Raw genomic sequence first — 14,683 nt, forward strand, 5'->3', positions numbered from 1 at the left:
CATGAAAAGAATTCTAACAATCACCGCGGTCTCCCTATTGGCCTTATCGCCTATGTACGGGCAGGATTCTTGCCGATACCCGCAAGATCCTACCTTGGAGAAATCGCAAGCCTATGCAGGATACGACTGCGTCACCTTGCTGGATAGCACCGCCGTTACGGTACAACCTACCGGCTCGGGGGCTTTCGCCGTATGCAAGGCTTTTAAGGTACAGACTTCCAAAGGAGCCGTCGCCAACCGTATCATCAAATACGATTACGACCCGCTGACGGCGCACGCCGAGTTTCGTTACGCCACGATCTACCGTGCGAACGGCGACGTGATCAATCTTGACGTAACCCAAGCTTGCGACTACGCCGCCCCCGCACGTGCCATCTACTGGGGCGCCCGGCAGATCATGCTGGAAGTGGGCCGCTTGCAACCGGGAGATATCGTGGAGTACGAGATCGCCAAGAAAGGTTTCACCTACGCCTTGCTGACGGCGGGTGACGACGACGAGCGTTTCATCCCTCCTATGCGAGGACAGTTTTACGATATCGTCCCCTTCTGGGCTACCGAGCCTACCGTGCGCAAGGTGTACCGGGTATCCATGCCGATGGAGAAAGAGTTGCAATTCCAGTTCTACCAAGGCGAATGTACCTCTTCGATGCGATACGAGGACGGACGGAAAGTATATACCTTCGCCTCCGACGATATCCTTCCTTTCGCCAAGGAACCGAACATGGTAGACCTATTCGACGCTGCCCCGAAGCTCATGATGTCCAGTACTCCCCGCTGGGAGGATAAATCCCTTTGGTTCAATAAGGTTAACGAGGATTACGGAAGCTTTACTGCGATCCCGGAAGCCCAGAAAAAGGTAGACGAGCTGATCAAAGGCAAGAAAACGGAAATGGAGAAGATAGCCGTGCTGACCCACTGGGTGGCCGATAACATCCGTTACTCCGGAATCTCGATGGGTAAAGGCGAGGGTTTCACGCTTCACAACCTGAAAATGAATTATACCGATCGTTGCGGTGTCTGCAAGGATATCGCCGGTACGTTGATCGCCTTCCTCCGCATGGCCGGCTTCGAGGCTTACCCGGCGATGACAATGGCGGGAAGCCGTGTAGAAAGTATCCCCGCCGACCATTTCAACCATTGCGTGGCGGTGGTAAAACTGGCGAGCGGTACGTATATGCCTCTCGACCCGACTTGGGTTCCTTTCTGCCGGGAATTATGGAGTAGCGCCGAGCAACAGCAGAACTACCTCCCGGGTGTGCCCGAAGGCTCCGACCTCCGCTTAACCCCTGTCTCCGCCCCGGAGAACCACTACGTCCGCATCCACGCCGACAACCGCCTAGACGAGAAAGGCACGCTCCGCGGACAATTCACGATCACCGCCGAGGGACAGTCCGACAGCAATATCCGCCGCATCTTCACCACCGGATGGCAATCCGACTGGCAGAACACGATGGAGAAGCAATTGCTGGCCGTATCCCCCAACGCCAAACTGCTTCGTGTAGATTACGGTAAGGACCCGAAGAACTATCAAGCGGCCCCTATCAAGATCACGTTCTCTTATGAGATCCCCGATTACGCGATTATCGCCGGAGACCAGATGCTTATCAAACCGCTAGTCATGAATAACCTCTACAATCAAGTGAAGAGTTTCTTGCGTATCGATACGAAACCGGAAAACCGTGCGTATGGATTCAAGGATGCTTGCTCCCGTTTGGTAGAACAAGATGAGACCATCCGCCTCCCCAAGGGCTATACCCTCTTGAACGCCCCGAAGAATGACGTCCTGCAAAGCAATGCGGCCGATTTCGAAGGTTCCCTTTCGCAGGAAGGCAATCAGAACATCGTCTTGCGCCAGAAGCTAGCGTTGAAGAAGCGTGTCTACGACGCAGCCGACTGGAAAGGCTTCTGCTCCGCCGTGAACGCTTATAAGAGTTATGGTGACTATTTGATTATCAAGAAATAAAAACAGAAAGACAATGATTAAGATAACCTATAAACTGATTCTTCTCCTAGGCTTGTTAGCGATGACGGTTACTTCATTCGCCGCATCGGAGGCTGAGTACGGGAAGGTATCAAAAGCTTGGACCTTGCATGCCGACGGTAGCCAAGAATATCGATCCTCCATAGAGTTGACGCTCTTCACGCACACTGCGATGAATAGCACGTATGGCGAGAGTTTTATCGTCTACAATCCCGATTTCCAAACACTGAAGATCCACTCATCCTATACGAGGCAGAAAGACGGTACGATCGTAAAGACACCCGATAACGCCTTTGTAGAGGTCCTACCCCGTTTCGCCGCCGACGCTCCGGCCTATAACCAACTCAAGGAAATGGTCGTGGTACACACTGGCCTAGAACTTGGGGCCACGATTTACTTGGATTACTCTATTATCACAAAACCGGGCTACTATCCGGCTCTGGATATCAACGAGCGACTACAAGAGACTTCTCCCGTGAAGGAATGCAAGGTCTCTATCTCCGTACCGGAAGGGACCCCCTTGGCTTGCGGTCTGTACGGCTCCCCCGTAAAAGCCGTGGAGGAGAGCCATGACGGTATAAAGGAGGTACACTGGACACTACGGAACATTCCCGCTTCCTCCCGTGAGGCTTTCAAACCAAAGAACCGTGAGGCTTCACCCCACTTGGTAGCCTCTACCTATCCTTCAGGTAAAGCGGCCTTAGCCACTTTGGATAAGCGCTTAAAGGAATCGCAGGGATACGAGAGCAAAACCTTCGCCCAATTCCTTACCGATAAAAGCGGTAACGAACAAGAGAAGGTGAACATCATCCGAGACCATATACTCAACAATCTCAGTACCTGTCCTATCCCCATGGCGATGACCGGCTATACCGTCCGTGACATCGACACCGTTCTCCGCAGTGCCTACGGTACGCCGCTAGAGATCGCACAGCTCTTGAACGTGATGTTGAATGCCGCCGGAATCCCGTCGGAAGTCCTCGCCGTCTATCCCGGCCATCTCGATACGGACGCTTGCGGGCTAGCTGCCATCCAGACTCTAGCCGTAAAAGCCACTGTCGATGGGAAAGACCAATACCTATCCGCCTCCCCACTGACAAATCGTGGCGGACTAGATAAGGTAGTCTCCCTCTCCGGAACTTCCATTGAGATTGAGACCACACCTATTCAGATTAAGGAAAGTAGATCCGTGGCCATCTCCGCCGATCAAGCAAAAGACGGTTTCGCCATCTGCGCATTGCCAGCCATCTCCGCCGGTATCGATAGCTGGGGCATGAGCGCCTTGAACAGCAAGCGTTCCAACTTATTCGAACTCCCCTCCCTGATCAAGGAAGAGGTAACCTACACGGTTACTCCCGCCGAGGGCATGAAGTTGCAGACCTCCACAAAAGAGCAAGTGATAAGCAAGCCTTTTGGTAAAGTAACCCGCACGATCACACCAAGAGGAAATACGATCGAGGTAGTACGTACGATCGAGTTGGACAAGCAACAGTTCACTCCCGCCGAATATAGCGACGTGCGTAGCTTGATCCATGAATGGACAAATCCGGATAACCGGGTATTGCTATTCTCCCTATAAGATCTAAATACGGAGGGCACGGAACAAATCTGTGTATTCCGTGTGCTCCGTGTTTAATTATTTCATACATTTACGAACGTTAACATTAAATCATATCGTATATGAAGACACTAAAGTATTTACTCGCCACCATGCTCCTTCTAGGCGTTTGTAACCTAACGCATAGCCAAAAGCTATCCCTAGGAATCTTCCCCGAGCCCCAAGAGGTGACTATTTCCAGCCAAACATACACACCGCCCCATGGATATACCCTACGGGGTATAAATAATCCGGACGCAGATGCGGTCAAACTACTTAAAGAAGCGCTACCTTTCGCTAAATCCGGCAAATCTCTCCCTTTAGAGATCAAGAAACTAAAAGACAAAACTCCGGAAATGCAACGCTCGGGTGCCTATACGCTGACGATCACTAAAAAAGGTATCACGATCGGGATCGTAGACGATAATTCCTTGTTTTACGCCGCCCAAACCCTCAAGCAATTAGCTAAATATGACGAGGGTAAAAAGATCCTGCCTCTCTGCTCGATCAAAGACTATCCGGACGTATTATTCCGGGGTACCGTGGAAGGATTCTACGGACAGCCTTGGAGCCACGCCGACCGTATCGAGCAAATCCGCTTTTACGGAAGGATCAAGCTGAACACCTATATCTATGGTCCGAAAGATGATCCTTATCACAGCTCCCCCAACTGGCGCAAACCTTATCCCGCCGAGGAAGCCGAGCATATCAAGGAACTAGCGAAAGAGGCCTCCCATAACAAAGTAAACTTCGTTTGGGCCATCCACCCGGGACAAGACATTCAATGGAACCTGACAGATAGCATGAACATCCTTTCCAAATTCGAGAAAATGTACGATTTGGGCGTACGCTCTTTCGCCGTTTTCTTCGATGATATATCCGGAGAGGGAGCCCGCCCGGAAAAGCAAGCCGGCTTATTGAATTACATCCATAAGGAATTTATCAGCAAGAAAAATGACGTGCAGCCCCTGATCATGTGCCCTACCGAATACAACCGCTCATGGGCTAAGACCGATTATCTGGATATCCTCGGTACCCAACTCGACCCCGCTATCCAAATCATGTGGACCGGAGACCGTGTCGTAGCCGATATCACGAAAGAAGGCGTCGAATGGGTAAACAACCGTATCCGTCGTCCCGCCTATATCTGGTGGAACTTCCCCGTAAGCGATTATTGCCAAGATCATTTGTTGATGGGAGCCGCCTACGGCCTAGATACGCAAGCCGCCGGCACCATGACCGGATTCGTATCCAATCCTATGGAATATGCCGAGGCTTCCAAGGTCGCTATATTCGGCGTTGGAATGTACACTTGGAATATCAAGAATTACGATCCTACACAGGCATGGAAAGACGCTTGCGACTTTATTATGCCGGAGGCCTCCATGGCTTTCCGCATTTTCTGCGAGCATAACTGCGATCCGGGTCCGAACGGACATCAATACCGCCGGGAAGAGTCTGCTAACTATGTGGCTCCTATCCAGACATTCCTTACCGGATATAAGAAAAACACGTTCCCGGAGCAAAGCGCAAATCTTCTGGGAACCTTATTCGCTCAAATCACGGCTTCCCCAAGCATGATCTACAGCCAAAGTCCCAATAAACGCTTGATCGAACAAATCAATCCATGGCTTATCCAATTCGAGTTCTTAGGAAAAGCCGGTACAAGTGCTCTGCATATGGCGCACGCTTGGTATGAGAAAGACCGGTCTTATACATGGCAACGCTATCTGGAAACATCTGCCTTGCTAGATAGCATGAAACTGATAAACCGCACGCTGAACCAGAAGGCACAGCCTAAAGGCGTGAAAGTCGGATCGAAAGTCTTACACCCTTTCATCGTAGACTTATATCGTCAGACAGGTCGTAACCTGCTATCTACGGACGGTATCGCCCCGGACGAGGTGAAGGTTAGCATCCCTTCCATATTCACGAATATCGACCAATTGAAGAGCCAGCCTTGTGCCGAGGGTGATAATACGGTCGGTTACGTCCCCCTATTCGAGGTAGTCAAAGTACAGCCTAATCAATATCTGGGTATCGGCTGGGAAATCCAGAAAGAAGCGGAATCCTTCTGTTTCAATCTTCCGAAAAGCAACCAACCCGGACGGGTATTCGAGTGGTCTGCTGACGGAAAGAGCTGGAGCCTAATCCCCCATGTCTCCACGGAAAACGCTAAGGATACGATCCGCACCATCGATCCGAAAGCCCGTTATATCCGTATGCGAAATAACTCGGATCAGCCAATGGAGCTATATGTACTAGGATTCACGGCGACAACCAAACAAGACCCGCAAATCAATGAGGCTCTTATGATGTACGATATGAACCTAGATACGTATAAGAACTTGAATCCGGGAGAAATAATTCACATAAAATGCGATGATATCAACGCCGTATCTTTCTTCCTCTCCGGAAGTAACGAGAATTTGGTATCTATCACCGGCCTCTCTCAAGATGGTGAGAAAAACATCGTCTATCAAGGGAACGTAGGCTACATCAAATTAAATAAAACCATGTTCGAGGATTTCTCTTCTTTAGAAATCACCACAATAGGAAAAGAATCTATACATATCCACCAGATCGTTAGGGAATAATAAATAAAAAAGTACCGATTTCTTTCTCTCTTAGATGGAAGAAGGAGATCGGTACTTTTTTATTTATTCGTACAATTCGGGAGTATCTTATTTTTGGCACATCTCCGCTTGTATATTCCTTTTAAAAGTTATACCTTTAGGATGCGAAAAATAGAAACCGAAAAAACAATGCGAAAAGAAGAAAGATATAAAGGCGTATTAAACTGGTTTAAGGAAAACGTACCGGTAGCCGAGACTGAACTACATTATGACGATCCATATCAATTATTGATAGCGGTAATCCTATCCGCACAATGCACGGATAAGCGAGTGAATATGATCACTCCTGCCCTGTTCGAGGCTTTCCCTACTCCCGAGGTAATGGCAGCTAGCACACCGGAAGTCGTCTTTGAATACATACGAAGCGTATCTTACCCGAACAATAAGGCTAAACATCTGGTAGGTATGGCGAAGATGCTGATAGAGGACTTCAAAGGCGTGGTTCCCTCCGATATTGACGAGCTACAGAAACTTCCGGGTGTAGGAAGAAAAACTGCGAACGTAATCGCATCCGTTGTATATGACAAGCCAGCCATGGCGGTAGATACGCACGTATTCCGTGTCTCCAACCGGATCGGCTTGACCAATAATAGCAAGACACCTTTGGAAACGGAAAAGGAGTTGGTGAAGAACATTCCGGAAGAATTGATCCCCATCGCCCATCACTGGTTGATATTGCATGGAAGATATGTTTGCCTCGCCCGGAAACCGAAATGTGAGGAATGCGGATTAAAGCCTTGGTGTAAATACTTCCTAAAGCAAACATGAGGATCGGCAAGAAAGACATAATGGCATTCATTGTCTTGTTTTTGGCTACGATCGTTTGCGTGAGGTACTTTTACAAGAATATGAGCGACGAGCAATTTGTCGCCACGGTAGATCCCTATAGCTTGGTCATCCCGACCCCCACAGCAATTTTTGCTATCAATCGTCCTCCTGTATTCGAGAAGATGATATTACCCATGGAGAATATACGCAAGGCGTTCTCGGATCATACGCCCGCTATTTTCCTCTCTTTAATACAGCAAAATCCGGATTTATCGTCTTTCTTGATCGCTTATTATCCACAAGGGGATATCTTGTACGCCCCTATGGATAGTCATACGGCAGAGCGTATTTTCAAGCAACTGGACGCTTCTTTCACTTTTCCTGCCCAGCAACGAGAGGAAGCTTCCGTTCCTGTTAGATACTATCCGGATGTTGATAAGCATTTTCTAGGTTGTTACTACCACGAGGGTATATTCGTGGTGTCCTACAATCGAAAATTATTGGTAGAGACAGCGAAAAAGCAACAGACGTACCCCGCACAGATCATTCCGGAATTAGCTGATCTAATTAGTAAAAAAGGCAAGAGTGGCGCGATGAATCTCTTCATCCAAAGCGCCTCTTTAGATTTACAGGTTCAAATGAATGACTCGACGGAGTGGAAAATGAAAAATCAATGGTTGGCAATGGATTTATTCTATAATGAAGGAAGCCTTTGCTGCTTCAATGAGCAACCCTATGAGGAAACCTTGGAGAACTTTTACCCCAACTTATGCGATACGATAACTACTCGGATCAATCGGCTATTCCCACAAATAAAAACCACGGCACAAGTCAGTCATGACGAGGCCGTGGTCTATTTTACGGTTTGCGGGAATTAAGCTTCAGTCCCTTCTTTCTTGAATGCTGACACAAACATATCTTTTACGAATAAATATCCGATACATCCGAATAAAGCGAGGAAGACAAAACCGACCAAGATAAGTGCCTTCTTAGGAGAAGATGCTTTCAAAGGTACGGTAGCCGGCTCGATTACGGTATACACCGGAGTTTCTTCCTGCACACGCAATTTATCTTGCTCCAACTTCTGCGCCAACGTATTGTAAACATTAAACGTAAGGGTCATCTCATTCTTCAAACGCTCCTGCTCCGTACGGTAGCTGGAAGAGATAATATTACGGTTGGCATCCTCGAAAGCGGCGTACGCACGTTGCGCTTTATAATAAGCGTCACGTGACTCGCCAAATACCTTCTGGGTAAATTCCAAATCTTGCTTTACTTTCTGCGTACGATAATTCGTAATATAATTCTGGAGGTTTTCCAAAACAACCTTTGTCATCTCAGCGGAAATAACCGGGTCCTGCATCTGTACGGAAGCCGTGATAACTAAGGTCTTCTTGTCCACGGAAACAGAAACCCGCTCCTGCAATGCCTTTACCACCTCTTCCTGCTCCTTTGTCAAGTGATAAGGATTCAAGCCCTCAGATTCTTCCTCATCACCGGAGAATAAACTCATTACCGCACCCAAGGCCTTGAATGGAGCGGAGACGATATATCCCCACCAAGCCTTGCGTTGGTGTTCACTCATATAATCATATAATGTAGTGCTTAACTCCTTTTTCTTATCGGTAACCTCTACCGGAAACAAATCCAACAGGAACGGAGTACTCTGCACTACATCCGGATACAAATCCGGAGAGATAGCGTCCGCGCCGGCAGCGGTATTCAGATTAATCCCAGCCATAGCGGCCAAACCGCCAAGGCTAGATTTTTTTGCCGCATCCTGTGTCTCAGGCGCCAATTTCACCGTAGTCGTATATTCCTTGGGAATACTGAAAGCTACAATCAAACCTACTACCACCGCAATGCCACAGCCTTTCAATAAGAACTTACGCTCTTTCCACAGCTTTTGCGCCAGTTCGATTAAATCGATCTCCTGCTCCTCGGGTAACTCTTGTGCCTTTATCTCGTTTATCGTATCCATGCCTGATTATTTTTTAACCATATTAACAATAGAAGTAATCATCGCGGCCATAGAAGTAGCGGAGCTACCAATAGTCATTATCTCAGCCAAGCTTCGGCGCTCACGTTGTGTCTTCGTCGGAACCACGATCTCGCAGCCCGGCTCCACTTTCGGATAACGCTTGAAGAATATAGCGGTGCGCTTCGTCGTAGCGACCTTACCACTCATATATATTACGATCGGATACTTACGTGCGATATCATTATAACCACCGGCTTGAGACAAGCAATCCGTAACCGACATACCTTTCGTATAAGTCACGCTGTTCGGATAAGTCACGGCTCCACTCATCTTCACCGTACTTTGCAACTGCGGAATATAAAGTTCATCACCATCACGAAGCACGACATCATCGATACTGCCCGGATTAGCCAACGCTTTCTCTAAATCAATACCTACGGAATAGTCCTTCACATTCATCAACGCTACACCGATAGAATCCCGGCTTTGCTTATTCGCCCCACTTAAAGCCAGAAGGGTTTCCATGCGCTTCAATTCATCCTCTGTCAACTGACGTTTCAAGCTGGCACCTTTTACATAAGACTCTGGGGTAACGCCTCCCGCTTTTGCGACAATGTCACTCAAACGAGCGTTCTTCGTAGCCAATACATAGCTACCGGCAAAAGTGATCTCACCGTTCACCTTCACGACCTGTTGCTCGTGATACCCCGGGGAGAAACGAACATAAACCTCATCGAACGGCTCCAGCGTAAAGATCGTATCTCCCGCATTCAACTTGAAGTCCTCACTCAACGAGAAGTTATATACATCAGCGATCCGGTTGACATTCTGATTGGAACTAGGATCCTTCACACGACGGGCTACCTCTACATTAATAGAAGAAGCGGACTCTCTTAAGCCACCGGCCATCATGATAGCGTCTTCTATTGTCAAATTATGACGATACGGAAGCACCGTATCCGGATAATTCACGGCTCCGCCAACCTTGATCGTATAAGGTTCGCGCAAATCGAATAGGGAAGGAATGCTTAATTGGTCTTCCGCTTGCAACTCCACATCTGGAGCGGTACCGTTCAAGATACCACGAATATCCACGGCGATCATCGTAGTCGTGAAATCCGGATTCAAACGGGTAATCAAGGCACGGCCGGCGAACTCGTCTCCCTTAAGACCCGCGGCCTGTTTTACCAATTGCTTTACCGTACGAACCGACGGACTTAACTCATATTCTCCCGGACGCCATACAGCTCCCGTCACGACCAAACGATTCTCATAAAAAGGAATAACGGAATCTACCTGCAAAGAATCGCCATCCTGCATCACGAAAGAAGCGAACTTATCTTCCGAAACCGTAGAGATCTGGTAACGACTATCTGATTTACGCTTCACTTGTACGTCCTTCGTATAAGCGTCGCCGGTAAATCCGCCGGCCATATCCAGCAATTGCTTCAAGGTCTCACCCTTGCGCAACTCGAAAATACGATTACGTTTCACCTTACCTCGAACCACCGCTAACTGGTCGTACGGGCCTACCATAATCATATCGTTCTCTTCCAAACGAACATTCGTTGTGTACTTTCCGTTCAATAAATAATCATATACGTCGAGATTAGCGATTTCCTTGCTATTACGATATACCTTGATGCTACGCAAAGAACCGATCTTATTCACACCACCGGCGGCATACAACGCATTAAATAATGTGGCGAATGAAGGTAATGTATACGTACCGGGAGCGACTACCTCGCCGACAATATTCACCTTCATGCTACGAATCTGGCTCAAACTGACGGAAACAAAGGTATTCCCCTCTCCCGAACCAGACAGCGTAGACATAATCTGGCTCAACTCCTGACGCAGACGAGTCTCAGCGCCAGCGATCGTCAATCCACTGACCGACACCGGACCTAAATTTGGTACAAGGATCGTACCGTCCGGAGAGATCTTTAATTTCAAGTTTAGCTCGGAATCTCCCCATACATTAATCAATAACTCATCACCAGCGGAAAGCACATAATCCTTAGGTGTAGGGATATTTAAATCTGGGGCAAAAGATAAGTTCTTGTTTGAGAAGATTTCATGCCCGAATACGGTATTCTCCATGGCTGAAGCAGGAAGATTATTTCTACGTTGAGCTTCTAAGGATTGTCCTTCATCGATTACCGGCATTACCCGGTCGCTAACCTTCGCATCGGTAGCGGTAGCTTGAGATCCGACTGATCCCCCTTCTTGTTTCATACGCTTGGCTAATTCCTGCTGGATCTGCGTATCCGACATTCCAGCGGCTTTCGCCTTGTCAATCAAGTCTTGCGGAAGCTGTGCATACACAGATCCCGACAGCAATAAGCAACATACGCATAGTACGTTCTTAAACGATAAATTCATACAGTCTATTATTGTTTTTTATTATATACCACTCCTGCTATAAGCGACTAACTTAAAAAAGCAGCTATTCTCTAGATTTTCAGCTGGCAAAGATAAAGAATCTTTTCAATATATGACTTAAAAAGTCACCGTTAATCCATCATATGAGTAATGTACATGCGGAGGCAACTCTTTTTCAATGACCGCATGCAACCCTATGCGATGACTCATATGGATTAAATAGGCCTCCTTGGGCTGGATATAGGATATATTCGCTAAGGCTTCCTCCAGACTCTCATGCGATTGATGCTCTCCTTTCCGAAGGGCATCAATAACCAATACATCAAGGTTTTCCAACTTAGCGTACTCTTCTTCCGGAAGATATTTAAGGTCGGTCAAGTAAGCCATATTGCCGATACGGAAACCTAAGATCGGCAGCTTAGCGTGCATTACACGAATGGGAGTGATCATGACACCGGCGGCCTCAAACGGTTTCGTCCCGATCGTATGCAATACCAAATTAGGTACTCCCGGATATTTATGCTCCCGGAACACATAAGGAATGCGAGTTTTTATCGCCTCCACGACATTGTCTTCCGCATAAATATCCACATCTTTATACCGACCAAAAGGACGTAGATCATCTAAGCCACCTACATGATCGTAGTGCTCATGAGTTACTAAAACTGCGTCAAAATGGTAAATCTTATTGGTTATCATTTGCCAACGGAAGTCCGGACCACAATCGATCAATATCCGTTTCCCTTCCGTCTCTACCAAGATCGAGGCCCGTAGACGCCAATCACGGGGGTCTTTACTAGTACATACCTCACATTGGCAACCTATCTCAGGATTGCCCGTAGACGTTCCTGTTCCTAAAAAAACGATTTTCATTATCCGACATATTTAACCTCAGGCATAAGCTCTATACCGAAACGATCTTTTACGGCGGTACGGATGCTCTCCGCGACCAACGCGATCTCATGCCCCCGGGCATCTCCTAAATTCACTAATACCAACGCTTGTTTCTCGTAAACACCTACCGGCCCATGGTTTTTACCCTTAAACCCACATTGCTCGATCAACCAACCGGCCGGAACCTTGATCTTTCCTTCCGAAGCGGGATAAGACGGGATTTCCGGGAATTGCTTTTTCAATTTCTCAAAATGCTCTGCCGTAATTATCGGGTTCATAAAGAAACTGCCTGCGTTGCCTAATACTTCCGGATCGGGAAGCTTCTGCCTGCGAATTGTTATGACAGCCTCACGGATCGTTTCCAAAGTAACTTCCGGATATTTCGTCAACTCCTCCTTTAAGTTCCCATAATTAACCGAAAAGCAAGGGTTCTTGGATAGTCGAAGCGTAATATAAGTTATGATGTGGGGGTCATGATGCTCATTCTTGAAATAACTATTACGATATCCATATTCACAATCCGTATTCGTAAAAGTCCGTTTCTCGAATGTCAACTGGTTATAAGCCTCCACGCTCTCGATCACATCCTTGATCTCCATGCCATAAGCCCCGATGTTCTGGATAGCGGCAGCGCCCGCCTCACCGGGTATTAAAGAAAGATTCTCTATACCTCCCCAACCTTTCGATACGGCGTATGCCACGACATCATCCCAGATCTCCGCAGCCCCGACACGAAGCGATACATACTCGTCCGTTTCCGCCGAGATAGAAATCCCCTTGATTCGGGAATGGATGATAATGCCATTATAATCGTTGATGAACAATAGATTGCTCCCGCCTCCTATATGCAAGGATAAACATTCCTGAAAGTATTCATCATGTAAGATTCGTTGCAACTCCTCCTCCGTCTCATACTCCATGAACCAACGTGTCTTTACCGGAAGATGGAACGTATTGTGTTTCTCCAACGAATAATTCTGCTCTATTCTCATCGTCTATTTTATTTTTAGGGCAAAAGTAGTCATAAATAACTCATCCGCAAATTATGTAGTTCCGGATTTTTTCAGTAGATTTGTATATAGAGTTGATCGTATGGATGAGAACACGTCCGGCCTATCCGGTGAAATACAGAAGATGATCCTCGACAAGTTAAACACGTTCAATCGAGGAAAAACGTCAGACAAAGGGCGGTACTACATTCTTTTGCCTACCTCAAAGACCTTATATTATACGCTTTGGTTCTTTACGCCTTCGGCCACTTATCATCCGACGGTCTATTTGGCGAATCTCGACTTGAATGCCATCAGCTCGGTGAATAAGGCGATTAAGATGGTAAGCAACTCCTTTCTACCTTTATTTATAACGACAGATATCAAAGACTCTCCCGATAATGGAGACGATATTATTTCTTTCGGTAAATACAGAGGATACCATTTGCATGACATCTATACGATCGATCCCCGATACGTCGTTTGGATAGCCGATAAATATGAACCTCACGTAAAAAGCGAGATGCGTTTTAAAGAGTTAGCGGTGACCTACAGTAAAATCTATCTCGACCTACAGACCCGTAAGAAATATAAAATGCCTGTAAGCCGCTTTGTAGGAACACCGGGAGAAAAATTGAGCGATTTAAAGTTAACAATCACAAAAGTCCGCATTGAAGACGATTCTTACAAGACACAGATTATCCGTGGTACCGAATATTTCTATGTAGATCAATTGCTCACGGCCGTGGACATCGCCGGGAATTACTTTTTATTGAGGATAAAAGCGAAAGATCGTAGTCTTACCACGCAAACGTTGCCACCGGGCGCTCATGCTTTCCAAGTAGGGGAAAAATTGACTTTGACTTCCGCTAAGGTCTTAAAACATATAGAATCCCGTACTATCAAGTACACACGAATCGGGTATATCAAGATTCAATAAATGTTTCGAAATTCGCAAACTGACACATTATTAACATTTTTTGTTCTTAAAAATGTAACAAACATCTGTAGGCCTTGTTTAATAAGAAACTCAAATGCAAATGTATCTTTGCAAAACGTAACTATAAAACCAGCTTCAAAGTGTACATTTGTAGTGTTTAACAATTTAAAAAATTTGCATTTATGAACAAAGCAGAACTTATAGAGGCTTTAGCAGACAAGACCGGGTTACAAAAGCAAGAAGCAAAGAAAGTATTGGATGCTTACATCGAGATCGTAACTGAGCGTATGTCCGAAAATGAGGAAATCGTACTTGTCGGATTTGGAACACTGATCCCAAGACCGCAAACACAGCGTCTTGCCAGAAATCCTAAAACAGGTACTCCGGTAATGATCCCCGCTCGTACGACCGTAAAATTCAAACCGGGTAAATTCCTCCTTGAGGCGATGAATGCCCACCTGAAATAATAAAGTAACCGAAAACGTAGTAAAAATATCCCCGGTAAGGGGATA

11 protein-coding genes are annotated in these 14,683 nt (G+C 46.8%); 7 read left to right on the plus strand and 4 right to left on the minus strand.

Going from position 1 to position 14,683, the window contains the following annotated elements:
* The first annotated feature begins 1 nt into the window (after position 1).
* From DWY79_RS12650 to DWY79_RS12670, 5 genes are all read left to right on the plus strand, one after another.
* Positions 2-1,963 (plus strand): DUF3857 and transglutaminase domain-containing protein, encoded by a 1,962-nt coding sequence (locus DWY79_RS12650; RefSeq protein WP_122369434.1) that lies wholly within the window; start codon positions 2-4, stop codon positions 1,961-1,963.
* 13 nt (positions 1,964-1,976) lie between these two features.
* Positions 1,977-3,560, plus strand: coding sequence for a DUF3857 domain-containing protein (locus tag DWY79_RS12655; protein ID WP_122369435.1), 1,584 nt, complete (start codon positions 1,977-1,979; stop codon positions 3,558-3,560).
* 101 nt (positions 3,561-3,661) lie between these two features.
* A complete protein-coding gene (locus DWY79_RS12660) occupies positions 3,662-6,175 on the plus strand; it encodes a beta-N-acetylglucosaminidase domain-containing protein (RefSeq protein WP_122369436.1) in 2,514 nt (837 codons plus the stop codon).
* Between the two features lie 168 nt (positions 6,176-6,343).
* Positions 6,344-6,982, plus strand: a complete 639-nt coding sequence (nth, locus tag DWY79_RS12665; RefSeq protein ID WP_036611104.1) for an endonuclease III — start codon at positions 6,344-6,346, stop codon at positions 6,980-6,982.
* Between the two features lie 20 nt (positions 6,983-7,002).
* Complete coding sequence (locus DWY79_RS12670) at positions 7,003-7,860, plus strand: hypothetical protein (protein WP_232428600.1); 858 nt, start codon at positions 7,003-7,005, stop codon at positions 7,858-7,860.
* On the opposite strand, the gene DWY79_RS12675 is transcribed toward DWY79_RS12670, so the two are convergent.
* From DWY79_RS12675 to murB, 4 genes are all read right to left on the minus strand, one after another.
* On the minus strand, positions 7,857-8,963 hold the full coding sequence (locus tag DWY79_RS12675; RefSeq protein ID WP_122369437.1) for a Wzz/FepE/Etk N-terminal domain-containing protein: 1,107 nt from the start codon (positions 8,961-8,963) through the stop codon (positions 7,857-7,859). The genes DWY79_RS12670 and DWY79_RS12675 overlap by 4 nt on opposite strands.
* A gap of 6 nt (positions 8,964-8,969) precedes the next feature.
* Entirely contained in the window at positions 8,970-11,348 is a 2,379-nt protein-coding gene (locus tag DWY79_RS12680; RefSeq protein ID WP_122369438.1) for an SLBB domain-containing protein, read from the minus strand.
* A gap of 117 nt (positions 11,349-11,465) precedes the next feature.
* Positions 11,466-12,221, minus strand: a complete 756-nt coding sequence (locus DWY79_RS12685) for an MBL fold metallo-hydrolase (protein WP_087342746.1) — start codon at positions 12,219-12,221, stop codon at positions 11,466-11,468.
* The gene (gene murB / locus DWY79_RS12690; protein WP_087342749.1) at positions 12,221-13,234 is read right to left on the minus strand and encodes a UDP-N-acetylmuramate dehydrogenase; all 1,014 of its coding nucleotides are present in this window, start codon (positions 13,232-13,234) and stop codon (positions 12,221-12,223) included. Before murB ends, DWY79_RS12685 begins: the two co-directional genes overlap by 1 nt.
* A gap of 100 nt (positions 13,235-13,334) precedes the next feature.
* Between murB and DWY79_RS12695 the strand changes: the two genes are divergently transcribed.
* Positions 13,335-14,171 carry a hypothetical protein gene (locus DWY79_RS12695; RefSeq protein WP_022192159.1) on the plus strand — a complete coding sequence of 279 codons (837 nt, stop codon included), beginning with the start codon at positions 13,335-13,337 and terminating at the stop codon, positions 14,169-14,171.
* A 182-nt stretch (positions 14,172-14,353) separates the two neighbouring features.
* Complete coding sequence (locus DWY79_RS12700; protein ID WP_005856836.1) at positions 14,354-14,638, plus strand: HU family DNA-binding protein; 285 nt, start codon at positions 14,354-14,356, stop codon at positions 14,636-14,638.
* Positions 14,639-14,683: the final 45 nt, after the last annotated feature.

It is taken from the genome of Parabacteroides sp. AF27-14, from assembly GCF_003635425.1.
GTDB lineage: Bacteria > Bacteroidota > Bacteroidia > Bacteroidales > Tannerellaceae > Parabacteroides > Parabacteroides distasonis.

Coding starts and splice junctions, on each gene's coding strand:
- DWY79_RS12650 (WP_122369434.1), top strand. CDS start 2: ATGAAAAGAATTCTAACAATCACCGCGGTCTCCCTATTGGCCTTATCG.
- DWY79_RS12655 (WP_122369435.1), top strand. CDS start 1,977: ATGATTAAGATAACCTATAAACTGATTCTTCTCCTAGGCTTGTTAGCG.
- DWY79_RS12660 (WP_122369436.1), top strand. CDS start 3,662: ATGAAGACACTAAAGTATTTACTCGCCACCATGCTCCTTCTAGGCGTT.
- nth (WP_036611104.1), top strand. CDS start 6,344: ATGCGAAAAGAAGAAAGATATAAAGGCGTATTAAACTGGTTTAAGGAA.
- DWY79_RS12670 (WP_232428600.1), top strand. CDS start 7,003: ATGGCATTCATTGTCTTGTTTTTGGCTACGATCGTTTGCGTGAGGTAC.
- DWY79_RS12675 (WP_122369437.1), bottom strand. CDS start 8,963: ATGGATACGATAAACGAGATAAAGGCACAAGAGTTACCCGAGGAGCAG.
- DWY79_RS12680 (WP_122369438.1), bottom strand. CDS start 11,348: ATGAATTTATCGTTTAAGAACGTACTATGCGTATGTTGCTTATTGCTG.
- DWY79_RS12685 (WP_087342746.1), bottom strand. CDS start 12,221: ATGAAAATCGTTTTTTTAGGAACAGGAACGTCTACGGGCAATCCTGAG.
- murB (WP_087342749.1), bottom strand. CDS start 13,234: ATGAGAATAGAGCAGAATTATTCGTTGGAGAAACACAATACGTTCCAT.
- DWY79_RS12695 (WP_022192159.1), top strand. CDS start 13,335: ATGGATGAGAACACGTCCGGCCTATCCGGTGAAATACAGAAGATGATC.
- DWY79_RS12700 (WP_005856836.1), top strand. CDS start 14,354: ATGAACAAAGCAGAACTTATAGAGGCTTTAGCAGACAAGACCGGGTTA.